21 protein-coding genes and 1 tRNA gene are annotated in these 25,502 nt (G+C 67.3%); all 22 read right to left on the bottom strand.

All coding sequences use genetic code 11. The annotated features are described in order from the left end of the window. Positions 1–65 precede the first annotated feature (65 nt). Positions 66–141: transfer RNA gene (locus ACODS2_RS04600), tRNA-Ala, on the bottom strand. A 219-nt stretch (positions 142–360) separates the two neighbouring features. Continuing rightward, entirely contained in the window at positions 361–1,155 is a 795-nt protein-coding gene (locus ACODS2_RS04595; RefSeq protein WP_488997748.1) for a hypothetical protein, read from the bottom strand. Positions 1,156–1,272: 117 nt separating this feature from the next. After that, positions 1,273–2,016, bottom strand: a complete 744-nt coding sequence (locus ACODS2_RS04590) for a Bax inhibitor-1/YccA family protein (RefSeq protein ID WP_488997747.1) — start codon at positions 2,014–2,016, stop codon at positions 1,273–1,275. Positions 2,017–2,195: 179 nt separating this feature from the next. After that, positions 2,196–2,996: a pyrroline-5-carboxylate reductase gene (gene proC / locus ACODS2_RS04585; RefSeq protein WP_488997746.1), complete on the bottom strand. Its 801-nt coding sequence runs from the start codon at positions 2,994–2,996 to the stop codon at positions 2,196–2,198. Positions 2,997–3,068: 72 nt separating this feature from the next. After that, positions 3,069–3,572 (bottom strand): type III secretion system chaperone family protein, encoded by a 504-nt coding sequence (locus ACODS2_RS04580; RefSeq protein ID WP_298174137.1) that lies wholly within the window; start codon positions 3,570–3,572, stop codon positions 3,069–3,071. Between the two features lie 153 nt (positions 3,573–3,725). Continuing rightward, positions 3,726–6,149, bottom strand: coding sequence for an SPOR domain-containing protein (locus ACODS2_RS04575; protein ID WP_488997745.1), 2,424 nt, complete (start codon positions 6,147–6,149; stop codon positions 3,726–3,728). A gap of 143 nt (positions 6,150–6,292) precedes the next feature. Continuing rightward, entirely contained in the window at positions 6,293–7,768 is a 1,476-nt protein-coding gene (ftsZ, locus tag ACODS2_RS04570; protein ID WP_488997744.1) for a cell division protein FtsZ, read from the bottom strand. A 142-nt stretch (positions 7,769–7,910) separates the two neighbouring features. Then, a complete protein-coding gene (gene ftsA / locus ACODS2_RS04565) occupies positions 7,911–9,194 on the bottom strand; it encodes a cell division protein FtsA (protein WP_298166553.1) in 1,284 nt (427 codons plus the stop codon). A 10-nt stretch (positions 9,195–9,204) separates the two neighbouring features. Beyond that, positions 9,205–10,218, bottom strand: coding sequence for a cell division protein FtsQ/DivIB (locus tag ACODS2_RS04560; protein WP_488997743.1), 1,014 nt, complete (start codon positions 10,216–10,218; stop codon positions 9,205–9,207). 3 nt (positions 10,219–10,221) lie between these two features. Further along, positions 10,222–11,166 (bottom strand): D-alanine--D-alanine ligase, encoded by a 945-nt coding sequence (locus ACODS2_RS04555; protein ID WP_488997742.1) that lies wholly within the window; start codon positions 11,164–11,166, stop codon positions 10,222–10,224. After that, positions 11,163–12,122, bottom strand: a complete 960-nt coding sequence (gene murB / locus ACODS2_RS04550) for a UDP-N-acetylmuramate dehydrogenase (protein ID WP_488997741.1) — start codon at positions 12,120–12,122, stop codon at positions 11,163–11,165. The genes ACODS2_RS04555 and murB overlap by 4 nt, the downstream gene beginning before the upstream one ends. Beyond that, complete coding sequence (gene murC / locus ACODS2_RS04545) at positions 12,119–13,531, bottom strand: UDP-N-acetylmuramate--L-alanine ligase (RefSeq protein ID WP_488997740.1); 1,413 nt, start codon at positions 13,529–13,531, stop codon at positions 12,119–12,121. The genes murB and murC overlap by 4 nt, the downstream gene beginning before the upstream one ends. Next, positions 13,528–14,709 (bottom strand): undecaprenyldiphospho-muramoylpentapeptide beta-N-acetylglucosaminyltransferase, encoded by a 1,182-nt coding sequence (gene murG, locus ACODS2_RS04540; protein WP_298173857.1) that lies wholly within the window; start codon positions 14,707–14,709, stop codon positions 13,528–13,530. Before murG ends, murC begins: the two co-directional genes overlap by 4 nt. Positions 14,710–14,717: 8 nt before the next feature. Continuing rightward, a complete protein-coding gene (locus ACODS2_RS04535) occupies positions 14,718–15,950 on the bottom strand; it encodes an FtsW/RodA/SpoVE family cell cycle protein (protein WP_488997739.1) in 1,233 nt (410 codons plus the stop codon). After that, positions 15,947–17,257: a UDP-N-acetylmuramoyl-L-alanine--D-glutamate ligase gene (murD, locus tag ACODS2_RS04530; protein ID WP_488997918.1), complete on the bottom strand. Its 1,311-nt coding sequence runs from the start codon at positions 17,255–17,257 to the stop codon at positions 15,947–15,949. The genes ACODS2_RS04535 and murD overlap by 4 nt, the downstream gene beginning before the upstream one ends. Before the next feature lie 19 nt (positions 17,258–17,276). Then, positions 17,277–18,341 carry a phospho-N-acetylmuramoyl-pentapeptide-transferase gene (gene mraY, locus ACODS2_RS04525; protein WP_298173788.1) on the bottom strand — a complete coding sequence of 355 codons (1,065 nt, stop codon included), beginning with the start codon at positions 18,339–18,341 and terminating at the stop codon, positions 17,277–17,279. Further along, positions 18,342–19,862: a UDP-N-acetylmuramoyl-tripeptide--D-alanyl-D-alanine ligase gene (locus ACODS2_RS04520; RefSeq protein ID WP_488997738.1), complete on the bottom strand. Its 1,521-nt coding sequence runs from the start codon at positions 19,860–19,862 to the stop codon at positions 18,342–18,344. After that, positions 19,859–21,328, bottom strand: a complete 1,470-nt coding sequence (locus ACODS2_RS04515; protein ID WP_488997737.1) for a UDP-N-acetylmuramoyl-L-alanyl-D-glutamate--2,6-diaminopimelate ligase — start codon at positions 21,326–21,328, stop codon at positions 19,859–19,861. The genes ACODS2_RS04520 and ACODS2_RS04515 overlap by 4 nt, the downstream gene beginning before the upstream one ends. Then, positions 21,325–23,070 carry a peptidoglycan D,D-transpeptidase FtsI family protein gene (locus tag ACODS2_RS04510; protein WP_488997736.1) on the bottom strand — a complete coding sequence of 582 codons (1,746 nt, stop codon included), beginning with the start codon at positions 23,068–23,070 and terminating at the stop codon, positions 21,325–21,327. The genes ACODS2_RS04515 and ACODS2_RS04510 overlap by 4 nt, the downstream gene beginning before the upstream one ends. Further along, complete coding sequence (locus tag ACODS2_RS04505; protein WP_488997735.1) at positions 23,067–23,852, bottom strand: hypothetical protein; 786 nt, start codon at positions 23,850–23,852, stop codon at positions 23,067–23,069. The genes ACODS2_RS04510 and ACODS2_RS04505 overlap by 4 nt, the downstream gene beginning before the upstream one ends. Continuing rightward, positions 23,849–24,814: a 16S rRNA (cytosine(1402)-N(4))-methyltransferase RsmH gene (gene rsmH, locus ACODS2_RS04500; protein WP_488997734.1), complete on the bottom strand. Its 966-nt coding sequence runs from the start codon at positions 24,812–24,814 to the stop codon at positions 23,849–23,851. The genes ACODS2_RS04505 and rsmH overlap by 4 nt, the downstream gene beginning before the upstream one ends. After that, positions 24,811–25,311: a division/cell wall cluster transcriptional repressor MraZ gene (locus ACODS2_RS04495; protein ID WP_421839256.1), complete on the bottom strand. Its 501-nt coding sequence runs from the start codon at positions 25,309–25,311 to the stop codon at positions 24,811–24,813. Before ACODS2_RS04495 ends, rsmH begins: the two co-directional genes overlap by 4 nt. Between the last annotated feature and the right edge of the window lie 191 nt (positions 25,312–25,502).

The raw sequence follows: 25,502 nt of genomic DNA, 5'->3' as shown, positions 1-25,502 counted from the left end.
CGTGAGCACCGGAAGCGCAGAACGGTGCCGTTCGCAGGCCGGCATGAACCCGATTTACGGCATACTGGTGGAGCCGAGGGGGATCGAACCCCTGACCTCGTCATTGCGAACGACGCGCTCTCCCATCTGAGCTACGGCCCCGTTCCCAGTATCCTCCGGCATTCAGGCACGAAGCCCTCCCGCCGGGAGCGCGGCCATTAGCCCAGCGGGCGGGCGCTTGCCAAGTGCAAAATGAACCATGCCAAATCATCGCCTGCCCCGCTCACCCCTAGCTTCTCGAAGGGTACTTGCGCGGCCGCCGCGCTGTGATGCTTCGACAAGCTCAGCATGAGCGGATTGGGTGTCAGGGCAAAAGGCGGATCAAGGCGTCCCGCTGGTCGCCGCAGGCGCGGCAGGCGGGCCGTACCTGGCGTTCCATTCGGCGAGATCGAGCCGGTACTTTTCATAACGCCGGTAGAAATCGTCATAAACGATCTCGATGCTGGGCAGGCTGCGCAGCGCGAAGGCTTCCAGTTCGGCCGGCTTCAGAGTGGGAGTCTTGGCCGCGGCAACCTTGGCTCCGGCCTTTTTCGGGGGAGCCGCTTTTGGCGCGGCGGGCGTGATCTCGGCGAGATCGCCGGTGACGGCCAGCACCGCATTGCAGAATTCCGGCATGGCCGGTGGCAGCGCGAAATGGTTGTACACCGAGGTCATGTAAGCCTCGCGCGGGGCGGTGAACTTCGCGCCGTAGCGGGCCTTGAACTCGGCATCGACCTTGCGGTTCGTCGCCATCAGCGTCGTGCTGTAGCTCTTGAGGAAGACCTTGTAGCGCGGCAGAATCTCGGCGTGCTTCGGATCGCTGCAATTGAGCGCGGCGACGTTGAAGGCCGAGCGCAGGTTCCACAGCATCTGCGTGGGCGAGATATTGCGGTTCACCGACTGGCGCAGGCCGCCTGCATCGAGGGGGGGAATGGTGAGATTGTCGCTGGCGCCGGACGGCGGGACGGGCTTGGGCGGCGGCGGGATATAGGGCTTGGGCTTGGGGGGCGGCGGCGGGGGCGGTGGCGGCGGCGCAGGCGCGGCGCAGCTCGCCAAAGCGGCCGCAAGGACAGCGGCCGGAAGGAACCGGGCGAGCCGGAAGAATGCTGGCGCCGCAGGGCGCGAGGTACGTGGCATGCGAGAGGGTTCCCCCGGAGAAAACTTATGTGGTTTAACCGGCCCACCGCGCAAAGAAAATGCCCGGCGAGCCGGATGGCCCGCCGGGCACGGTAATGTGAAACAATACGCTTCAGATCAGCGGCGATCGCCCATGAACTGCAGCAGGAACGTGAACATGTTGACGAAATCGAGGTAGAGCGTGAGCGCGCCGAGCACGATCATCTTGCCCGCGAAATCGGTGCCCGCGACCTGATCGTACATCAGCTTGAGCTTCTGCGTATCGTAGGCGGTGAGGCCCGCGAAAATCAGGACGCCGAGGAAGCTGATGCCCCAGGCAAGGCCCGCCGACTGCAAGAAGATGTTGATCAGGCTGGCGATCAGGATGCCGACGAGGCCCATGATCAGGAACGTGCCGAGACCGGACAGGCTCTTCGTGGTGGTGTAGCCATAGAGGCTGAGGCCAGCGAAGGCGCCTGCGGTGGCGAAGAACGTCGCCGCGATCGAAGGGCCGGTATAGACCGCGAAGATCGCCGAGAGCGAGATGCCCATCAGCACGCTGAACGCCCAGAACAGGCCCTGCATCGTGGTCGTCGAGATGCGGTTCGCGCCGAAGCTCATGACCATGACGATGGCGAGCGGGGCGAGCGCGACGAGCCAGCGCAGCGGCGTGCCGAACACGGCATCCGCCATGCCCGAGGTAGCGAACAGCAGCGCGACCACACCCGAGAGCAGAACGCCCGAGGCCATGTAATTGTAGATCGACAGCATGTAGCGGCGCAGACCCGCATCATACGCGGCGCCGCGCCCGGCGAGACCCGCCGCAGCGCCGAAGCCTGCCGAGCTCCAGCCCGAGGGCTGGGGGTCATTCCAGTTTGCCATGACGTACCAAACTCCGTTTCGGCCCGGGATGGACCGACTGCTGCCAATATCGCCCCAAACCCATGCCTTTTCAAGCAGGAGGGCCATAACAGAGTGTGTCAAAGCGTAATAAGTTCCGGTTTTGGCCCGCATCCGAAAAAATAGGGACTGTCCCTATTTTTCGGCCCTATTTTCCGGCCCTATCTTCTGGCGGCTTCCGTAAGCTCTTCGCTGCGATCGCGGGCGGCACGCAGGGTTTCGGTGATCAGCGCGGCGAGGCGCTGGTCGGCATCGAGCACCCTGAGGCCGGCTTCGGTGGTGCCGCCGGGGCTGGCGACGCGGCGGGCCAGTTCGCCGGGCGCTATGGGGGCGGAAGCCGCGAGCGCGGCGGCGCCCTCGACCATGGCGAGCGCCAGCCGATCGGCCTGGACGCGCGGCAGACCAAGCGTGGCAGCCGCTTCGCCCAGCGCATCGATGAAGCGGTAGACGAATGCAGGGCCGGACCCGGCGAGCGCGGTGACGATATCCATCGCGCTTTCCTCCGCCAGCCATTCGGCGGGGCCAAGCGGGGCCATCAGCGCCTCGGTCCGCTCCCGCAAGGCGCCTGCGGCATCACCGTAAAGCGCGATGGGCGACTTGCCGATCGCGGCGGCGAGGTTGGGCATCACGCGCACGATCGCAGCGGCCTGCGGGAACGCGGCGCGCAGGGTGCCGCAATCAACCCCGGCGAGGATCGAGAGCAGCAACGTGCCCTCCCCCACATGCGGCGCAATCGCGGCGGCAGAGGCGGCGAACTGCTGCGGCTTGAAGCCGAGCAGCACCACATCGGCCGGCTCTGCATCCACCGGCGCTTCGCGCAGCAGCCGCACGCCGGTGGGCGCTTCTGCCAGCAGCGGATCGACCACGGTGAAGGCTGCCGGATCGAACCCGGCAGCGAGCCAGCCGGCGAGCATCGCGCCGCCCATGTTGCCGCAGCCGAACTGGAGAAGGGAGAAGGTCACGTTGGGCTCTCGCTTGAAAAGTTAGGCATTGCACATGCCCTCCCCCAACCTCTCCCGCAAGCGGGAGGGGTGTCAGGCTTCGCCCGCAGCGTCGATCAGCGCGCTGGCGAGCGCATCAGAGGGAGACTTGTCGCCCCAGAGCAGGAACTGGAACGCGGGATAGAACCGGTCGCACTCGTCGACCGCAGCCTCGATCGCGGTCTGCGCCTGGACGAGGCTGAGGAGGCCATCATCGCCCAGCATCAGCCCGTGGCGATAGAGCAGGACCGAGCCGTTCGACCAGATATCGAAGTGGCCGAGCCACACCTGCTCGTTGATGAGCGCCATGATCTCGAACATCGCGCTGCGCTTGTCTTCGGGCACGCGGATATCGGGCAGGCAGAGAATCTGCAGGACATGGTCCTCGCTGCGCCAGATGCAGCGCAGCTGATAGCTCGCCCAGCTGCCCTGGATTTCGCCGTGAATCTCGTCTTCGGAAACGAACTCGCACGGCCAGCCGCGCGCCTCGAACAGCGAGGCGAGCATATCGACGGGCGCCGCATCTTCGCGTTCGCTGTCTTCATGGCCGGTGCGCATCGGGTGTTCCTCGGGTCCCGGACTGGGCCCTTGCGAGCCATCGCGGAGAGGGCTCGTGGCGGCAATCGGGGCCCCGTCCGGGGCTGGGCAAAACTCGACTAGTCTGTTCATAAGCTGTGGAGAAGCGGTGGAGCCCCGCTCCCCCCACAGCTGCTACTTCACGCCAAGGCTGTCGACCGCCTGACCAGCCGGGCTCGTCCACTCGAAGCTGCCGACGCCGTCCTTGCGCAGCCTGTCGACGAAGGCCAGCGCTTCCGCGTCGCTCGCGAAAGGCCCTGTGAGCAAACGATAATTGCTGCGCCACGGCGTGATCGAGGGCTTGCGGCCCCTCAGCGCGGCGGACGCGCTGACAAGGCGCTGCCACTCCTTGCCCATGGCGGTGCGGTTCGAGCCGGTGAGCACCTGAACCCAGATGCGGCTGGCGTGCGCGGGCTCGGCCTTGCCGTTCTTGCCCTTCTGCGCCTTGTCGTTTTCGGGCGGGCACTGGGCCTCTGCGGCCCCCTTGCCCTTCGTTTTGGCGGACGACTTTGCGGCGGCTCTGCCCTTTGCCGGAGCGCCCTTGCCCTTGCCCGTCTTGCCCTTGGCCGGGGTATCGAGGCAATCGGTGTTGAGCGCAAGCTTGTCCTTCGCCGACTTGGCCGCCGTTTCCTTGCCGGTCTGGCCCTTTTCAGCCTTGTCCTTGCCGCCGCGGGTGACGGCGGCTTCGGGCGCATCCTGATCACTGGTGCGCGAAACCGCGGTTGGGCCATCAGGGCGCTCGCCCCGATCCCTGGTGTTGCGATCCTTCGCGCCGCGGTCCTTCGATTTGGCCGAAGCCGCCTTGGCCGATTCGCGCAGCGCTTCGATCCGCGCGAGATCGACCGCCTCGGTTTTGGCGGAGGCTTCCTGCTCGGGTGGCTTGAAGCCATCGAACATGGTGCGGAAATCGGCGGGTGCGGGTGCGGTTGCGGTCGCGGCTGCCGGCGGAGGGGGCGGCGTGGGCTGCGGCAGCGGATCCAGCGTAGTCGAAGCGGGCGGGACCGCTGCGGGTGCCGAGGCGGCGGGCGGAGATGACAGCAGCGCGAATTGCGGACCAGGTGGCGGGGGCGTTGGCGAGGACGGGGCCGAGGAAGGGGCCTGAGCCGGAGCCGAAGACGTCGTCGCAGGCGCGGCCGTTGCCACCTGAACCGGTGCAGGAGCCGGGGTGGGTGTGACCGGCTTAGTGACTTGCAGTGCCGCAGCGGGCGGCGTGATGGCCGATGCGGGCGTCGGCGCAGGAGCCGGGGCTAATGCAAGGCTCGGCATTGGCGTGGGCGCAGGGATGGACGTGGAAGTGACCGGGCGCGGCGCCGGTGGGGGGGCCAGCGGCGTGCCCGGCGGCACATCGAGCTTCGACAGGACAGTCGGACGGGCCGGTGCTGTCTGAGCCGGGGCCGTGAGGCTTTGGGGCGAGGACTGCGGCTGCTGCGCTGCGGCGGTGCGGGTGCCTGGCTGGAGGCCCCATGGCGCGGTGACCGCAGGTACCGTCGGAGCCGGCGGCGGTGGCGGAATTAGTGCAGGCGTGGACGTGGACGCTGGCGCGGCGGCGGCGAGCACCGTCTCGCGACGGTCTTCCTTGCCCGGACGGCGGCGCTTCGAACGCTCGTCACGTCCGCGCGCACCCAGGGCTTCACCCTGCGGCACGAGCGCGGCATCGACGCGCGGCGCGCGCGGGTGGGCCAGCGCATACTGCACGACCTGCGGATCATCGCGGCCAATATCCGCCGCGCGCGGGAAGCGGCCAAGATTGGCAGCGGCAGCCTGCTGTGCGGGCGTAAGGCGGGGCATGTAGCGCAGATAGGGCGAGATCGCCGCGGCAAGGTCGGCGGGCATCGTCGCGCGGGCAATACCTTCGGCTTCCTCGCTCTGCCCGGCGATGGCCATGATGAAGGTGCGCACGCGCCAGGCGCCGCGATCCTGCCGCTCGAGCATGGGCTGGATGATGAGCTCGGCACCGCGCCGGTCGCCGGCAATGACGAGGCTCAGCGCGTAGCGGCGGCTCGTCTCATCATTCCGGCCAGCGGAAAGGGCCAGCTGGTACTCGCGCTGGGCCGCCGCATTGTCGCCGATAAGATCGTAGGCAAGTCCGCGATCGGGGGCCATTTCGGCGCGGTTGAAGCCGGCCTGCTCGGCCAGATCGAACCAGCGGATCGCCTCGAACGGCTGGTTCGAGCGCAGCATCGCAATGCCCATCCGCGCCCGCACTCCGGCGGTACCTGGCGCCACCTGTTCGGCGCGGGTAAGGAAGCCGATCGCTGCATCGGTATCGCCCAGATCGAGCGCGGCGCCCCCGGCATCGAGCAGCGCACTGATGTCGCGCGGATCGCGCGCAAGCCGGGCCAGCGCGGCATTGAGCATGCGCGTCGGGCTTGGCGTGATCGGCTGGACGACCGGGACCGACGTGCTGGGAACCGGCTCGACCGCGTCATCATCGACAGCCCCGGCCCGCTGCTGCGCCCAGGCGGGTTGGGCAAGTGCGAGGGCCGTGCCAAGAAACAGCCCGAAGCGGACGGGCAAAACACGGTGCCGGAGCCCGGAGCGGAAGAAGCGTCGGATCATGGGGCCGACCTTATCGCGGCTTGGGGGACACGCAAAGCTGAGCCGGCGACAATGGCAACAAAGCGGGGCGGCTCGCGGTGCGCTGGCCACCCCCTAGCCACCGCACCGCACATGCCAAATCCCTTGCGCCGAGCCGTGCGGCTTTACTGGTTGTTCTGACGGCCGAGGAAGCGCGGGATATTGAGCGCGCTGCCATCTTCGCCATCAGCATCTTCTTCGCCCACGCGGCCCCCACCGCGTGAGAGATTGGCCATCCGTTCAAACAGCGTGCTGCCCGGCGCGCTGCGCGGCGGCGCATCGCCCGAAGGATCGGGCTGCGCACGGCCGAAGCGCGGCGGAACAGGCTCGGCATCACCGAGCCCGAGTTCGAGCTCACCGGCTCCTGCGGCGGGCGGCGCGGTTTCCTGAGCATCGGACAAGTCGAGCGTCAGATCGAGCGGTTCCTCGGCAGGCGCGGCGCCTGCGGGTTCCGGCTCGCTTGCGGCCGGTTCGGGCGCGGCAAAGCTGGGCGGCGGTGCGAACGGCTGCGGCGCGGCGGCAACCGGCTCGGGCGCCGGTTCGGGTGCGGCGGGACGGGCCATTCCACCCGGGAACGCCGGACCGCGCAGCCCGCCAGTCGTGGCTGGACGCGCGGCGGATTCGGCCATCTCGGCGCTCTGCTCGATACCGGTGGCGACCACCGAGACGCGGATCTTGCCATCGAGGTGCGGGTTGAACGCCGAGCCCCAGATGATGTTCGCGTTGGGATCGACCAGCTCGCGAATATGGTTTGCGGCCTCGTCCACTTCGAGCAGCTTCATGTCGTCGCCGCCGATGATCGAGATGATCACGCCCTTGGCGCCCTGCATCGAAACGCCATCGAGCAGCGGGTTGGCAATCGCGCGTTCCGCCGCTTCGAGCGCGCGGTTCGGGCCTTCGCCCTCGCCGGTGCCCATCATCGCCTTGCCCATCTCGCCCATCACCGAACGCACGTCGGCAAAGTCGAGGTTGATCAGGCCGGGCATGACCATGAGATCGGTGATCGAGCGGACGCCCTGCTGAAGCACTTCGTCAGCCAGCTGGAAGGCTTCCTTGAACGTGGTCTCCGCCTTGGCGACGAGGAACAGGTTCTGGTTCGGAATGACGATCAGCGTATCGACGTGCTTCTGCAGCTCGGCAATACCGGATTCGGCGGCGCGCATGCGGCGCGTGCCTTCGAACAGGAACGGCTTCGTGACGACACCAACCGTCAGCACGCCCTTGCGGCGGGCCGCTTCGGCGATCACGGGTGCAGCGCCGGTGCCGGTGCCGCCGCCCATGCCGGCGGCGATGAAGCACATGTGCACGCCTTCAAGCGCGCGTTCGATGTCCTCGATCGTCTCTTCAGCGGCAGCGCGGCCAACTTCGGGCCGGGCGCCGGCGCCGAGGCCTTGCGTCATGTCAGGCCCCAACTGGATGCGGTTGTCCGCAATCGAATTGTTGAGCGCCTGCGCGTCCGTGTTGACGACGACGAAATCGACGCCTTCGATCTTCGCGTTGATCATGTTGGCGATGGCGTTGCCGCCCGCCCCGCCCACGCCGATGACGGTGATGCGCGGCCGCAGTTCGTCGATGGCCGGCGGTCCGATGTTGATGCTCATAGCGCTCTCCCGTGCGGGTCTGCGGGGGGCCGGAAACGGAGCCCCGGAAATCGTAACAATTGCTTTGGCACGGATTGTTTGACCGAATCAAAGCTTCGACAGGTTTTTCCACAAGTAGGAGGGTTTGACCGGCCCTCCACCATCAGAAATAGTCTTTCATCGCACGCCAGATGCGCTGCAGCAGACCCAGCCCGCTGTAGGATTGCGTAGGCCCCCAGGTCGGCCCGATTTTGCGGATATCGACAGGATCGGCCGCAGCATAGAGCATCAGGCCGACGAGCGTGGAGGAACTGGGCGTCGCATGGCCCGGCGGCAGGCCCAGCATGGTGGGCGGCGAACCGATGCGCACCGGGCGACCCAGCGCGGCCTGCGCATAATCGGCAAGCCCCGGAAGCTGCGCGCCGCCGCCTGTCAGCACCACCTGCTGGCCGCGCTTGCCGTTGAAGCCGAGCGCTTTCAAGGCGCGGCCCACTTCGTCGGTGAAGACGCCGAGCTGTTGGGTGATCACCGAGACGAGCTCGGCGCGGGGGATGCGGTTCTTGTCGTCGGCGTGGCGCGCCACGGGTGCGCCCTGCTCGGGATCGCCGGGGGCGTTGACCGGGATCATCTCGCGGTGATCGGCGGGGCTCGCCAGCGCGGAACCGGCCATGCATTTCAGCCGTTCGGCCTGGTAACGGCGGATGCCGAACGCAGAGGCGATGGCGTCGGTGATATCGCCCGACCCGAAGGCAATCGCCTGCATGCCCAGCAGCATGCCGCCCGCATAGACCGAGACGGTCGTCACTTCCGCGCCGAATTCGATCAGCGCCACACCCAGTTCGCGCTCCTCGGCAGAGAGGCAGGCATGGCCCGCAGCAATGGGTGAGCCGACGACCGCCTCGACCCGCAAGTGCGCGTTTTCGACCGTTTCCTTGAGGTTGCGCACCGGCGCACCGTCCGCCAGCATGACATGGATATCGACCGCGAGGCGCTCGGCATGGAGGCCCTTGGGGTTGGGCACGCCGTCCGCCCCGTCCAATGTGTAGTGCGCAGGCTGGGCGTGGAGCACGGTGCGGCCATCGGGCTGGATCACCTCGCGCCCGGCAATCAGCAGGTGCTCGATATCGTCGCTTTCGATGCGGCGCCCGCCGATCTCGACTTCGACCTTGGCGGTGGTGCTGGCAAGGCCTGCACCCGAACAGCCGATCCACACGCTCTGCACGCTGGCATTGGCCATCTTCTCGGCACGCTCGATCGCATCGCGCACCGAATGGGTGGCGGCGACCATGTCAGTCACATAGCCGCGCTTGATCCCCTGCGACTGGCGGTGACCGGAACCCATGACGACCATCTCGCCCGCCTCGGTCAGCCCGGCGATGATCGCCGAAACCCGGAACGAGCCGAGATTGACGGCCGCGAAAACCTTGGTGATGCGGGGGGCAGCCATGGCCGGACGATCAATCCTGCGCGGTCTTGGCGATAGCGACTTTGGCGGGGGCGGCGGACGCGACGGCGCTGCGCGCGGCTTCGGTCTTCGCGGCGGCGGCATTGGCCTTGGCAGTCGTTTCGGCGCGGGCGGCGGCGGCCACTTCATCCGCGCGGCCAGGCACCCGCATGTAGATGCGATCAGGGTTGCGCATGTCGAAGCTCGCCACCTTGCCGCCGAGCAGGCGGTCCACGCCGTCCATGCGGGCGAAGGTGAGCAGCGCGCTCGCCGCCTGGGTATCGCCCTCGGGCAGCGCGACGACCTGGCGGGTCTTGAACGTCAGGTTCCAGCGGCGGTTGCCGATCCATTCGGCCTCCGCCACCTGCGGGCGCAGCGCGGGGGCGGCATCGAGGAGGTGGACGAGATCGGGCACGCGGCCTTCCGCGCCATTGCCGGAAAGGACAAGCAGGCCCTTGGCCTTGGCCGGATTCACCGCCTCGAGCGGGTGGCCGGTCTCGTCAATCAGCGTCAGCTTGCCGTCGCGGCGCAGTACGGCATGTGGACTGCGTTCGATCACGTCGACCACCAGCGTATCGGGCAGCTGGCGCGAAACGCGGGCGTCCTTGACCCACGAGAGCTGGAGCAGCTCATCGCGAAGGCTCGCGATATCGAGCCGGGGCATGGCCTGATCGCGCTGGCCGAGCACCTTCTCGTAGATCTTGAGCTCGTTCATGCGGTTGACGCCGCGCACTTCGACCCGCTTTACCTCGAAGCCGGACTTGGAAGCGATTAGCGCCATCTCGGCCTCGGCCAGCTGCGGCACGCCCGCCATGCTGGCGACGACCCACGCCAGCACCGCCGCACCGCCGAGGATGACGAACATGAGGATGCGGTGCAGCGTTTCCTCGCTGAAGGGCATCCACTGCATGATCTGGTCGATCATCGATCCGGTCTGGCGGCGCGCGGCGGTCACCTTGCGCTTGGTGCCGCTGGCCGCCGCGACCTTGCGCACCGCTTTCCCGCCCCGGCGAATGGTCTGCGCCATGGCTCAGGCCTCCTTCTTCGCTGAAGCGAGCGCATCGGCGACTATTGCCTCGACGAGATCGCCATAATCCATGCCCAGCGCGCGCGCCTGTTCGGGCACGAGACTGAGCGGGGTCATGCCCGGCTGGGTGTTGACCTCCAGCAGGAACAGCCCACTGGCGCCCTGCTCGTCATCCCAGCGGAAATCGCTGCGGCTGGTGCCCTTGCAGCCGAGCAGCTGGTGTGCGCGCAGGGCAATGTCCTTGCAGGCTTCGGCGATTTCGTCGGGAATTTCGGCCGGGCAGATATGGTCGGTCATGCCATCGGTGTACTTGGCATCGAAATCGTAGAACCCGGACTTGGGCTTGAGTTCGGTAACGAGAAGCGCCTTGTCGACGAGCACCGCGGTCGTGAGCTCGCGCCCGCGGATGAAGGGTTCGGCGAGTAGCTCGTCGAACTCGTTCCACGGGCCGATGCTGTCACGGCTGATCGGATCACCGTAGTTGCCGCCCGCCGTAACGATGGCGACGCCGACCGAGGAGCCTTCGTTGACCGGCTTCACAACATAGGGTCGCGGCAGCGGATCGCGCTCGAACAGCTCTTCGCTGCGCACCATGCGCCCACCGGGCATCGGGATGCCGTGGGGCACCAGCGCCTGCTTGGTCAGCTGCTTGTCGATGGCAATGACCGAAGTGGCGAGACCGGAATGCGTGTAGGTCAGGCCCATCAGGTCCATCAGGCCCTGCACGGTGCCATCTTCCCCCGGCGTGCCATGGAGCGCGTTGAACACGACATCGGGCGCGGCTTCGGCGAGCTTTTGCGCAACATCGCGGCCCATGTCGATACGGGTGACGCGGTGGCCCTTGGCTTCGAGCGCATCGGCGACGCCATTGCCGGACATGAGCGACACAGGGCGCTCGCTCGACCAGCCACCCATGAGGACCGCAATATGGAGTTTCGGAAGAGTCACGGTCGGCCTACTCGCTGAATTTCCCACTGCAGGTCTACGCCCGATTGTTCCTTCACGCGCCGCCGCACTTCCTCGCCCAGCGCTTCGATCTCGGCGCTCGTGGCCTCACCGGTGTTGATGAGGAAATTGGTGTGCTTTTCGGAAACCTGCGCGCCGCCCAGCGTCAGCCCCCGGCAGCCGGCCTTGTCGACGAGTTCCCACGCCTTGCCCCCATCGGGGTTCTTGAAGGTACTGCCGCCGGTCTTGCTGCGCAGCGGCTGGCTGGCTTCGCGTGCGGCGGAAATGCGGTCCATCTCGGCCTGAATCGCGGCGGATTCGCCGGGATGGCCCCGGAAGCGCGCGGCGACGACGATGCTGCCGTCGGTCAGGTTTGAATGGCGGTAGGTGTAGCCGAATTCGCCGACCGGCAGCGTGACGATTTCGCCCGAGCGGGTCACCACGTCGCAATCGATCAGGATATCCTTGACCTCGCGGCCATAGGCACCGCCGTTCATGCGCACGAAGCCGCCGACGGTGCCGGGGATCGAGCGGAGGAATTCAAGGCCCGCGATGCCGTGATCGCGCGCGGTGGAAGAGACAAGAATGCCGCTGGCACCGCCGCCGCAGTCGAGCGTCGTTTCATCTACGCGCTCCACTCGCGCGAAAGCCTTGCCGAGGCGGACGACGACGCCGGGCACGCCGCCATCGCGCACGATCAGGTTGGAGCCGAGACCGAGCGCCATGACCGGGACTTCGGGCGCGAGACCGGCGAGGAAGTCCTGCAGATCTGCCACGTCCTTGGGCTCGAACAGCCACTGCGCGGCGCCGCCGGACTTGAACCAGACGAGCGGCGCAAGCGGTGCGTTCGAGGTGAGTTTGCCCCTCACCCCGTTCGTGTCGAGCGAAGTCGAGACACCATGCGCGGCGTTTGGTGTCTCGACTTCGCTCGACACGAACGGATGGGGTGCGGAAGTCATTCAGCCCCCCGCCGTGCGGCAATCGCACCAGCCAGCCCCGCCGCCCACTTGGTGATATCGCCCGCACCAAGGCACACGACCATGTCGCCCGGCTGGATCACACCTGCCAGTTCCACCGCAAGCGCATCCGCGCCCGCGATCAGGTGCGCCGAGCGGTGCCCGCGTGCCTTGATGCCCTCGACCATCGCGGCGCTGTCCACCCCCTCGATGGGCTGCTCGCCGGCGGGATAAACGGGCGCGGCATAGACCACGTCGGCATCGTTGAACGCGCCCTGAAACTCTTCCATGTGATCGCGCAGGCGGGTGAAGCGGTGCGGCTGGACGACAGCGATCACCCGCCCCTGCACGCCCTCGCGCGCGGCGGCGAGGACGGCGCGGATCTCGACCGGGTGATGGCCGTAATCGTCGATCACGGTAACACCGTCCACCTCACCGACCTTGGTGAAGCGGCGCTTGACCCCGGTGAACTTGGCAAAGCCGGTGCGGATCAGGTCTTCCGAAACGCCCATCTCCACCGCGACGGCGACGGCGGCGAGCGCGTTCTGCACGTTGTGGCGTCCGGGCATGGGAAGCTCGATGCCCTCGATCCGGCGGAAGCTGCCGTCGCGCTGGCGCAACACGGCGGTGAAGCGGTTGCCGCCGGGGATTGGCGTCACCGCCTCGCCGCGCACGTCTGCCTGCGCGGAAAAGCCGTAGGTCACCACGCGGCGGTCGCGCACCTTGGGGATGATCGCCTGCACTTCGGGATGATCGATGCACAGGATCGCCGCACCGTAGAACGGCACGTTCTCGATGAACTCGACGAAGCTGTCCTTGACCTTCTCGAACGAGCCGTAGTGATCGAGGTGCTCGGGATCGATGTTGGTCACGACCGCGAGCGTGCCATCGAGCCGCAGGAACGAACCGTCGCTCTCGTCGGCCTCGACCACCATCCACTCGCTGTCACCCAGCCGGGCGTTGGAGCCGTAGGAATTGATGATGCCGCCGTTGATGACGGTGGGATCGACCCCGCCGGCATCGAGCAGGCAGGCCACCATCGAGGTCGTGGTTGTCTTGCCATGCGTACCCGCCACGGCGACGGTGTTCTTGAGGCGCATCAGCTCGGCGAGCATTTCCGCGCGGCGGACGACGGGGATGCGGCCTTCCAGCGCGGCGACGACTTCCGGGTTGTCGCGCTTCACCGCCGTGGACGTAACGACCACAGCAGCGCCTTCGACGTTTTCCGCGCGCTGGCCGATCATCACCGGAATGCCGCGCGTGCGCAGGCCATCGACGACATAGCTTTCCGCCATGTCGGAGCCCTGCACGCTATAGCCCATGTTGTGCATGACCTCGGCAATGCCGGACATGCCGATGCCGCCGATGCCGACGAAATGGATCGTGCCGATCTCGGTGCCGACGCCCTTCATTCAGCGCTCTCCTTTGCCAGCGCCTGCTGGGTGCTGGCGGTCTGCACGGAGCCTTCCATGCGGATCACATCCATTAGCGGCACGCCGCCGAAGCCCTCGACGAGGTCGGCAAGGTCCTTGACGGCATTGGGCAGGCCGCAGTTCCACGCCGCATGGGCGGCATTGGCGAGCGATGTGGGATTGAGCGCCATCGTCTGGATCTGCTTGGCAAGTTCCTTGGGGGTAAAGCCCGATTGGCGGATCGCTCGCGCTCCGCCCGCCTTCACCATTTCGCGCGCGTTGACAGCCTGATGGTCGTCGGTCGCGATGGGCAGCGGCACGAGGATCGCGGGGCGGCCGACCGCCGTCAGCTCCGCAATCGTCGATGCACCCGAGCGGCCGATGAACAAGTGCGTTTCGGCAAGGCGGCTCGCCATGTCCTCGAAATAGGTGCCAAGCTCGGCGGGAATCTGGTGCCCGGCATAGCGCGCGCGGACGGCTTCGAGATCCTCGGGGCGGCACTGCTGGGTCACCTGCAGACGGTGGCGCAGTGCGGGCGGGAGCATGGCGAGGCCATCGGGGACGACTTCGGAGAGTATCGATGCGCCCTGGCTGCCGCCGGTGACAAGCACGCGGAACAGGCTGTCCTCGCTGAACGCCGGAAATGCCTCGCCGCGCAGCGCCAGCACTTCCGCGCGCACCGGATTGCCGACGCGGTGGACCTTGCCCCAGAGCCCCGGATCGAGCCGCTCGACTTCCATGTAGGCCGTGGCGATGGCATCCACGCGCTTTGCCAGCAGGCGGTTGACCCGGCCGAGCACCGCGTTCTGTTCGTGGATCACCGTGGGGATGCGGGCCGAGCGCGCGGCGAGCAGCGCGGGCAGCGCCGGATAGCCGCCGAAGCCGACCACGCAGGACGGCTGGAAGCTTTCAAACAGGCGCAGCGCCATCGCGCGGCCGCGCCAGATCGCGGCAAGGCCCTTGGCCAGTGCAATCGGGTTCTTGCCGAGCCGCCCGGCGGGCAGGACATGCGCGGGCAGGAACGCAGGCTTGCCGGGGATCTTCGCGCCGCGTTCGTCCGTCACCAGCGCGACATGATGCCCGCGGCGCTCCAGCTCGGTCGCCAGCGCAAAGGCGGGCAGCAAATGCCCGCCTGTGCCGCCCGCCGCGAGGACGAAATGGCGCGAGACGCCGGGGATATGATTCGTCATGTGCGCGCGAGCTCCCTCAGGTCCGTCATCTCGCGCGAGAGATAGGGATTGCGCCGCGTGATGGCGAGGAGGAACCCGACACCGAGCAACAGCGCGATCGTGGAGGAGCCGCCGTAGCTGATGAGCGGGAGCGTCATGCCCTTGGAGGGGAAAAGCTGAAGATTGACGAGAATATTGATGAAGGCCTGCCCCGCCAGCTGCGCGGTAAGGCCCGCTGCGGCGAGGACGGTGAACAGGTCTTCCTCGTCCGCCAGGCGCATCATCACGCGGATCACGATGGCACAATAAAGTACCACGATCAGCGCGCAGGCGATCAGGCCGAATTCCTCGCCGATCACCGAGAAGATATAGTCAGTATGCGCCTCGGGCAGCGCCATCTTGCGGCTGCCCAGCCACAGGCCACTGCCGCTCCACCCGCCGCTGACCAGCGTGCGCATGGCGAGGTCCACCTGATCGAACTCGCTGCCGCCCGAAAGGAACGCGTCGATGCGGTGCGTGGCGTTGGGGTAGAAGAAATAGGCCAGCACCACCGCAACCACCGCCCCGCCCACGCTCCAGCCAATCTTGGCGAGATCAAGACCTGAGAGCAGCACGAGGGCGAACCACACGCCGCCGAACAGCACGGTCGAGCCAAAATCGGGCTGCGCCATGAGCAACACGGCGATGAGGAGCATGAGGCCGACGGTGATCGGGATCACCGGGATGTTGGGATCGCGTACCCGCCACGAAAGGATCCACGCGACTGCAACGGCAAAGCCGGGCTTCAGAAATTCGGAGGGCTGGAGGCTGAAGCCGATCCACAGCCAGCGTTTGGCCCCCTTCACCTCGTTGCCGAGAAAGGGCACCAGCACGAGGGCGACAAGCATGGTCGCGGCCAGCAGGATGGCGAGCCGCCGCGTAGTTTCCTTGGGCAGGAGCGAGGCGACGAACATCGCAAGCAGCCCGACGCTGAGGAAGCGCAAGTGCAGCCAGAAGAAGTAGAGATCACCGAGGCTTTTCGTCTGTGTCGAGAGCCGGTGCGCGCTCGCCGGGGACGAGGCGGCGACCGCCACCGTGCCGACCGTGACCAGCATGAGCACGAGCGCAAGCAGGACGCGGTCGATCTCGCGCCACCAGATCACCAGTTCGCTGCGGCGGGTGCGGCGATAACGATTGGTGCGCGGCGCGATCCGCACGCCGCCGCCGGGCAGCTGGGTAGCGATTTGCCGGGTAGGCTGATGGCCGTTCATGCCGCTCCCCCCTCGGCAATCAGCGCGGTGACGATCTGGCGGAAGCTGTCACCCCGCGCCTCGAAATCGCGGAACTGGTCAAAGCTCGCGCAGGCCGGGGACAGCATCACGACATCGCCGGGCTGGGCCGCATCCATCGCCTGACGCACCGCATCGCATAGCATTTCGCTGCGCTGGACGGGCATGACCGGCTCGAGGATTTCGGCAAAGCGAGGCCCGGCCTCGCCGATCGTATAGGCCTGCACAACGTGGCTGAAATAGGGGGCGCAGGCATCCAGATCGTCGCCCTTGGGCAGGCCGCCGAGGATCCAGTGGACGCGCGGCCAGGCGCCGAGCGCTGGCGCAGTCGAGGCGGGGTTGGTCGCCTTGCTGTCGTTGATGAAGAGGACGCCGTTCGCTTCCGCTACGCGCTCCATGCGGTGCGGCAGGCCGACGAAGCTGGCGAGTGCCGCGCGCCAGACGGGTTCAGGAATGCCGAGCCGCTGGGCCATGGCCACCGCAATCGCGGCATTCTGGAGGTTGTGCGGCCCCTGCAGCGAAGGCCATTCGGCCTGCCCGATCAGCGCGGCGGGATCGACCACCGCTACATCGCCTTCCGGGCGGTCAGCCGCGATCTCCGCCGCAATCCGCCGGGTATCTTCATCGCCGCAGCCGAACACGGCAAACTGCCCCGCCTGCTGCATCTGGAACAGCCGCGCCTTGGAGGCGCCATAGCCTTCATAGCCATCATAACGATCGAGATGATCGGGGCTGAGGTTGATGAAAGCGGCGAGATCGGCGTGGAGGCTGTAGGTAAGGTCGATCTGGTAGCTCGAAAGCTCCAGAACATAGACGCCGCCTTCCGGCAGCGGCGGCTGGCCGAGAATGGGCAGCCCGATATTGCCGCCCATCACGGTGGGAAGGCCGGCTTCCTTCACGATGTGGTGCATCAGCGAGGTGGTGGTCGATTTGCCGTTGGTGCCGGTGATCGCGACGACCTTGTGCGGCGGCAGGCTGGCGCGGGCCTGCGCGAAAAGCTCGATATCGCCGATGATCGGCACGCCAGCCGCGCGCGCGTGGGCAGCGATGGGGTGGCGATTGAGCGGCACGCCCGGGGAGACGACGATGCCGTCGAACCCGGTGAGATCGATCGCGAGCGGATCGGCAATCGTCGCGCGGCCCTCAACACTTGCGCGCGCATCCTCGCGCCCGTCCCACGCCGTCACATCGGCCCCGCTTGCCAGCAGCGTATCGACACTCGCGAGCCCCGAGCGGGCGAGCCCGAGGACTGCATAGCGTTTGCCGGCAAAGGCGGAGGAGACGATCATGGGCTGTGGCACGGCACGCTTATCGCACCTTCAGCGTGGCAAGGCCGATCAACGCGAGCACGATCGACACGATCCAGAAGCGGATGACGACGGTCGATTCCTTCCAGCCCAATTGCTCGAAATGGTGATGGATCGGCGCCATGCGGAACACGCGCTTGCCGGTGCGTTTGTAGACGAAGACTTGCACGATGACCGAGACCGCCTCCATCACGAACAGCCCGCCGACGATGCCGAGCACGATCTCGTGGTGGATCGAGACCGCGATGACGCCCAGCGTGCCGCCCAGTGCAAGGCTGCCGGTATCGCCCATGAACACCGCGGCTGGCGGCGCATTGAACCACAGGAAGGCGAGGCCCGCGCCCATCACCGCACCGCAGAAGATCGAAAGCTCACCCGCGCGCGGCACATGCTGGATGCCGAGGTAATGCGCGTAGTCCACGCGGCCCGCGAGGTAGGCGATGATCGCGAAGGTGCCCGCCGCGATGATCACAGGCATCGTGGCGAGGCCATCAAGCCCGTCGGTCAGGTTCACCGCATTGCCCGCGCCGACGATGACGAAGGCGGCAAACAGGTAGTAGAACGGCCCCATCGGCACATAGAGATTGCTGAACACCGGCAAGTAGAGGTTGGTGTCTGTCACCACCAGCGCAAGCGCGGCGCCCGCCACGACGAATTCGGCCAGCAGCCGGATCCGCGCGGAAAGCCCGGCGTGCGCGTACTTGGTGACCTTGGCGTAATCATCGAGGAAGCCGATGAGCCCGAAGCCCAGCGTCACCACAAGGCAGGCCCATACGAACTTGCTGGTGAGGTCCATCCACAGCAGCAGCGAGATCGCGAGGCTGATGACGATCATCAGCCCGCCCATCGTCGGCGTGCCGCGCTTGGCGAGGTGCGATTGCGGCCCATCGGCGCGGATCGGCTGGCCCTTGCCCTGCCGCACGCGCAGCATGTTGATGAAGCGCGGGCCGATGATCAGGCCAATCACCAGCGCCGTCATCAGCGCAGCGCCAGACCGGAACGACTGGTAGCGGATCAGATTGGCGATGCCCTCGAAATGCAGCCAATGCGCCAGAACATAGAGCATTCAGTTTTCCCCGGCCGTCTTGGCCACGCCCGTTTTGGTCTTTGCGGTCAGAGCGCGCACCAGTGTGGCGAGCCCGACTGAATTCGACCCTTTTACCAGAATGGCGTCACCACCCTGCGGAGCATCCGCAGCAAGGCATTCCGCCGCTTCTGCAGCGCTTTCGGCATGGTCGAGTTCGATTCGCGCGGCAAGCGCAGGCCCGGCGCTTTTCCCCAGCGCCTTGGCAAGAACGGCCATTTCCGGCCCGACCAGAATGATCCGCTCGACGCCCGCAGCGATCAGCGGCTCGGCGAGTTCGGCGTGGTAGCCGTCCGAAGCCGCGCCCAGTTCCTTCATCGCACCAAGCACGGCGATGCGGCGGCGCGCGGGGACCTGGCCGAGCGAAGCAATCGTCGCGCGCATCGAGGCGGGATTGGCGTTGTAGCTTTCGTCGATCAGCAGCGCCTTGCCCGAGCCATCGCCGCCCGGCGCGGGAATGACATGGCGCGCGCCGCGCCCGGCCAGCCCTTCCATTTCCGAAAGCGCGAGGCCCGCCGCGCCGAGATCGCCTCCGGCGGCGGCAACGGCTGCCATCACGGCGAGCGAGTTGTCGACCCAGTGCGCGCCCGGTTGAGCAATCGTGTAGCACAGCTTGCGCGGGCCGAGCGGGCCGGAGAATGCTGCGGTGACGAGCGTACCGCCGCCCGGCGCGGGCACGGCATCAAGGAGGCGCGCATCGGCGTGCGCGCTGCGCCCGAAGCTGACGACTTCGCCCGCATGGCGCGCGGCGGCTTCGCGCAGCAGCGCGAAGTGCGGATTGTCGGCCGGGATGATCGCCATGCCGCCGGCTTCGAGCCCTTCGAAGATCTCCGCCTTGGCCTCGGCGATGGCTTCCTCGCCCGAAAAGTGGCCGATATGCGCGGGCGCGATGGTGGTGACGATGGCCACGTGCGGGCGCACCAGCCGGGTCAGCGCGGCGAGTTCGCCCGCGTGGTTCATCCCCATCTCGAACACGCCGAAGCGGCTGCGCGCGGGCATCCGCGCAAGGCTGAGCGGCACGCCCACGTGATTGTTGTAGCTCTTGACCGAGCGGTGCGCGCGGCCGCGGCTGCCGCGATCAAGCGCGGCGAAGAGCGCTTCCTTGACGCCGGTCTTGCCCGCCGAGCCGGTTACGCCGATCACTACCGCGCCCGTGGCATCGACCCGTGCGCGGGCGGCATGGCCGAGATCGACGAGCGCCTGCGTGGTGCTTTCAACGAGCACATGGGGATAGGCGACCGGATGTTCGACCAGCGCCGCCGCGGCCCCGCGCGCAAAGGCGCCTTCGAGGAAGCGGTGGCCATCGCTTTCAGCGCCCCTCAGCGCAATGAACAAGTCGCCTGGCTGAACTTCGCGGCTGTCAGTCGCGCAGCCGGAGACCTCGAACGTGCCGGAAGCCTTGCCGCCGGTCGCCTCGGCGATCTCGGCCGCAGTCCACAGCGCGAGGCCGATGGCATCGCTCGGCTCAGCAGGCCATTGCAGGAGGGCACTCATGGCATTCATTGGCTGCACTCCCGCGCCACTTGCACGTCATCGAAGGGAAGGACGCGCATGGCCTCGCCGCGTCCCACGATCTGGCCTTGTTCGTGACCCTTGCCCGCTACTAGCACGATATCGCCTGCCCCCGCTTGGGCAATGGCTGCGGCGATGGCTTCGCGGCGGCCCGGCACTTCGCGGGCGCGTTCGGTGCAGCCACCCAGCACGGCGGCGCGGATCAGCGCGGGGTCTTCGCCGCGCGGATTGTCGTCGGTGACGATAACCAGCTCGGACCCCGCGCAGGCCGCGCGGCCCATTTCGGGGCGCTTGCCTTCATCGCGGTCACCGCCAGCGCCGAATACGGTGATCAGGCGGCCGCTTTTGCCGACATGCGGGCGCAGCGCGGCAATCGCGGCGGTGATCGCATCGGGGGTATGCGCATAATCGACATAGACCGGTGCGCCATGCCGGGTGATCGCCGCGCGCTCTAGCCGCCCGCGCACGGGCTGGATGCGGGAAAGCGCGGCCAGCGTGGCGGCCGGATCGCCGCCCGTCGCGATCACCAGACCCGCCGAAACCAGCGCGTTGGCGGCTTGATAGGCCCCGATCAGCGGCAGATCGAGCTTGCGCGTGGTGCCCTCGAACGCGAGTTCCAGCGTCTGCCCCAGCAGCGTGGGCGTGCGCGAGAGCAGCCGCAGCGTCTCGCCCCGTTCACCCACCGTGATCAGCTTCAGCCCGCGCGCCCTGGCCGCCGCAATCGCCTGCGCGGACCAGGCATCGTCGGCCCAGATCAGCGCCGCGCCGTCTTCGGCTACGACATCCCCGAACAGGCGCATCTTGGCTTCGAAATAGACGTCCATCGTGCCGTGGTAATCGAGGTGATCCCGGCTGAGGTTGGTGAAGGCACCGGCTGCGACCCGAGGGCCTTCGTTGCGGAACTGATCAAGCCCGTGGCTCGAAGCTTCGTAGGCGACGTGGCTCACCCCCTCGCGCGCAAGGCCTGCAAGATTGGCGAGGAAGGTGACGATATCGGGCGTGGTGAGCCCGGTGGAGACGCTCTCGTCCGCCGTGGTGACGCCCAGCGTGCCGATCGATGCGGCGCGGAAACCGGCCATGCGCCAGAGCTGGCGCGTCATCTCGACCGTGGAGGTCTTGCCGTTGGTCCCCGTCACGGCGACGAGCGTTTCAGGGACCGGGGCGAAGAACGGCGCGGCAAGGCGCGCGAAAGCCCTGCGCGGCGCGGGGTCGGCAATATGAACCGCACCTTCCACCTTCGCCTCGGGCCGCGCGACAACCGCAATCGCGCCGGCCTTGATGGCGTCCGCAATGAAATCCTCGCCGTTCACCCGCGTGCCGACGAACGCGCCGAACACGGTGCCGGGGGCGACCTTGCGGTGATCGATGGCGAAGCCCGTGACGTTGGCACTGGCCAGCACGGCAGTCGTTTCTGGCAGCGCGATACCCGCCGCAGCGGCAAGGGCCGCAAGGTTCATTCGCCTTCTCCGGAACCGACCAGCGGGCTGAGATCGGAAATATCGACGTCATGGTGCGCATCGGGCACCACGCCCAGCATCGGGCCGATGCGCGGCACCAGCCGGCCGACGATGGGCGCGGCGTTCCACGCGGCGGTGCGCTGGCCGCTGGTTTGCTGAGTGGCCTGGGGTTCGTCGAGCATCACGATCACCACATAGCGCGGCTTGTCCATCGGGAAAGCCGCCGCGAAGGTCGCGATCAGCGAAGTCTTGCGATAACCGCCGCTGCCCGGCTTTTCTGCCGAGCCGGTCTTGCCGCCGACGCGAAAGCCTGGCGCGTCCGCCTTGCGGCCGGTGCCATCGACCACGATCATACGCAGCAGCTGCCGCAGGCGCGCGCTGGTCGAGGCCTGGAACACGCGGCGACCGGGGGCGAGGTGCGCCGGGTCAACCTTGTAGAGCGTGGCCGGACGCCAGATCCCGCCGTTGACGAGCGCGGCATAGGCCGAGGCGAGGTGCAGCGGGGTGACCGCGATGCCGTGGCCATAGCTCACCGTCATCGTCGTCAGCCGCGCCCAATCGCCCTTGCCGCCTTCGCTCCCGCCGCGCGGCCAGAGCGGGAAGCCGCGCGCAGGCAGCTCAATCGTCGGGCGCTCGTTCATGCCGAGCTGCTCCATCGTGTGCTTCAGCGCGACCGGCCCCAGCAGATCAGCAACATGAGCCAGCACAACGTTGGAGGAATGGATCAACGCTTCGGGCACATTGAGCGAATTGCCGAAATCGTGGCTGTCATGAATGGTGAACTTGCCGATCTGGAAGGGCACCGAAGGGTAGCGCACCGAAAGATCGGTGACCACGCCGGCATCGATGGCCGAAGCGATGGTGATCGGCTTGAAGGTGGAACCAAGCTCGTAAACCTGGTTCGACACGCGGTTGAACACCAGATCGTTGTAGGCAAGATCGGAACGATTGGGATTGAACGAGGGTAGCGAGGCAAGCGCGACCACTTCGCCGCTATCGGCATCGAGGATCACCCCGGCGGCACCCTTGGCGCTGGTTTCCAGCATGCCGCGGCCAAGCTCGTCCTCCAGCGCGCCCTGCGCCCGCGCGTCGATCGAAAGCGCAGTGGGGGTACCGCGGTAGGCCGGATCGAGCAGACGCGGCTCCAGCACCTGCTCCATCCCGACATGGCCCTTGCCCGCCTCATCGACATAGCCGAGCACGTGGGCGGCGAGCGAGCCTTGCGGATAGAAGCGCTGCTCCTCGCGCGGGAATTCAAGCGCGGGTTCGCCGAGCGCGAAGACCTTGTTGGCATCTTCCGGCAGCACGCGGCGGCGCAGGTAGCAGGGCTTGCCAGCCTTCAGCCGCGCCACGAGATCGGCGTAATCGGCATCGGGGAAAATGCCGACAAGCGCGCGGGCGACTTCCTCTGGCGTCTTGACCAGCGGTGCGCCGCGCTCACCCAGCGCCTTGGGATTGAACCACAAGGAATAGGACGCGAAGGCGCGCGCCAGCGCGGTGCCATTGCGATCGGTGATCTCCCCGCGCGAAGGCAACAGCGCCTCGGCCAGCGAGGCGCGCTCGGGCGTCCGCTCGAACAAGCCGAGCTGCACGATCCGCACGCAGGCTGTCAGTGTCACGAATACGAACAGCACCATGATCCACAACGCGCGCAGCCGCGCGGTGACGAGCGCGCCCTGGCGCACGTTGGCGAGCTGGACTCGTCCGGTGGCGATTGCGGCGGAGGCGGTCAGCGCATTCACGGGGCGGGTTTGCTCCCCCCGCGTGCAGGCTTGGCTGATTTCTCAGGCTTCGAAGCAACCGTCTTGCCCGGCCGCGCTTCGGACTTGGCCGCCGCGAGCTTCGCGCCCTTGCCGGGCCGCGCCGCCTCGTCCTTCGAGGCCTTCGCCGTCCTGGCGAGGGCGGCCTTCTTCTCGCCGTCCTTTGCCTTGCTATCCTTGCCGGTCTTGTCGGTTTTGCCGGTCTCGTCGGGCTTGCTCTTGCCGTCGTTCTTCAGCGGCGTGACCATCGCAAGTCGCGCGCCGAGGTTGGCGGTGGCCTTGGCGCGGTCCGCGGCATCTGCGGGCTTCGCCGCAGGCTTGTCGTCATCCTCGTCAGCAGTGACGACCGGCGCGGAGATATCGGCCGCAGCAGCAAGGCCGGACATCACCGAAGGGAACGCTGCTTCGGCCGCAACGGCATCGTCCGCGCTCGCCACACGGATCGGTGCAGGGCTGCCTGGACCATCCGGCTTGGCAAAAGCGGCCAGCTGGCGCTCGTTCGAAAGGTACTGACCGGCGGTCGGCGCGACATAGCCGAACTCGACATCGTTCCACAGCTTCAGCTGCTGCTGGTTGGCGCGGGTTTCCACCTCGGTTTCGAGGTAGAGCTTCTCCTTGCGCAGCGCGACGATCTGCAGCTCAGTGCGGTGGACCTGGCTGCGCAGCGCATTGACGCGGAAAGCGAGCACCATGACGATCGCTGCGCAGACGAGCAGCAGCGCGATCCAGCCGATCGAGCGGAAGCGGTTGGCGCTGACCATCATGCCGCCATCACTCCTCTGGCTGGAGCCGCCGTGCGCACGGCCCAGCGCAGCGTGGCAGAGCGCGCGCGGGGGTTGCGCGCCTGCTCTTCCGCAGCGGGGCGGATCGCGGCGGAGGGCTTTTCGAACACGGGCGCGGCAGTGGGGGTGCTGACGGGGAGGTGGCGCGAACCGGCGGGGACAGCTCCCGCAGCTTCGCGGAGGAACTGCTTGACGATGCGGTCTTCGAGGCTGTGGAAGCTGACGACGGCGAGGCGGCCGCCGGGGGCCAGCACTCGCTCTGCCGCCGCAAGGCCGGCCTGCAGCTCGTCCAGTTCACCGTTCACGTGGATCCGCACCGCCTGGAAGCTGCGTGTGGCAGGGTCCTTCGGCGCGCCGGGGCGATAGCCGAGCGCCTTGCGCACCACATCGGCAAATTGGCCGGTGGTCGTCAGCGGGCGGGCCGCGACCACGGCGCGGGCAATGCGGCGCGACTGGCGCTCCTCGCCATAGTGGTAGAGCACATCGGCAATCGCTTCCTCGGTGGCACCATTGAGGAAATCCGCAGCGCTTTCGCCTTCCTGCGACATGCGCATGTCGAGCGGGCCATTGCTGGAGAAGGCGAACCCGCGCGCTGCCTGATCAAGCTGCATCGAGCTGACGCCGATATCGAAGACAATGCCCTGCACCGAGGCGACACCCGCTTCCGCCAGCCCCTCGGCAAGCTCGGAAAAGCGGCGCTGGTGCAGCACAAGGCGGGGCGGCACTTCAGAAACTTCCCCCCAGGCCCGCCCTGCCGCAATCGCATCGGGGTCGCGATCGAAGGCATGGACGGTGGCACCGGCACCGAGCAGGCGGCGGGTATATCCGCCTGCGCCGAAGGTGGCGTCCACGACAAGGGAACCGGGAGTCAGGCCGCCCTGGGGGGTCAGCGCGGCGACGACCTCATCGAGGAGCACGGGGATATGGGGCTGCTGCGCGCTCATTTGCGGGCTGCCTTGGCCGAGATCTCGGCCATGCGGGCGCGGCATGCGGATTTGACCGAGTCCCATTCCGGCCCCATCGCAAACAGCACATCGGGTGCCCAGATCGTGATCTGGTGCATGCCGCCATGAAAATAGAGCGCATCGCCCACATCGGCCTGTTCGCCGAGATATTCGGGCAGGACGAAGCGACCGGAATCATCGAAGCTGACGCGGGCAAAGCCGCCAATCTGCGCGGCACGGACGTCGATATCGAACGGCTCGCCGCGCTCGATCGCGACGCGTTCTTCATGTGCGAGCATCTCGGCAAAGCTTTCCGCGCGGGATTCGCCGAAACCGACGAGGCAAGGGTGCTTGGCGTGCTTGTCGAGGCAGAGGAGGCGCTGCCCGCGCGAAGCTTCGCGCACGGTCTGGCGGAAGTCTGCGGGGAGGACAAAGCGGTTCTTCTCGCCGCGCGGCGAGAAGCCCTGCCCCCAATACTGCGACTGCGCCCCAGCCACGTGCCGCTTCCCCGCCTCGGACGAAAGCCTCCCAACCCGGCCGCGCACACCCGCGTGGCCGACTCATCCCCCGCGGATGCGTCATGGAGTCCTTCCTGATGAGGTGTTGTCTTAACGCGGGAGGGTCCGGGCGAAAAGGGGAAAATGCGGGAAATTACGTCCAAACGTTGATTCCAGTGGATGAATCTTTC

The organism is Novosphingobium sp. FG137 (assembly GCF_057809735.1).
Note: the sequence above shows the minus strand (reverse complement) of the source record. Positions and strands in the feature narration are given on the sequence as shown.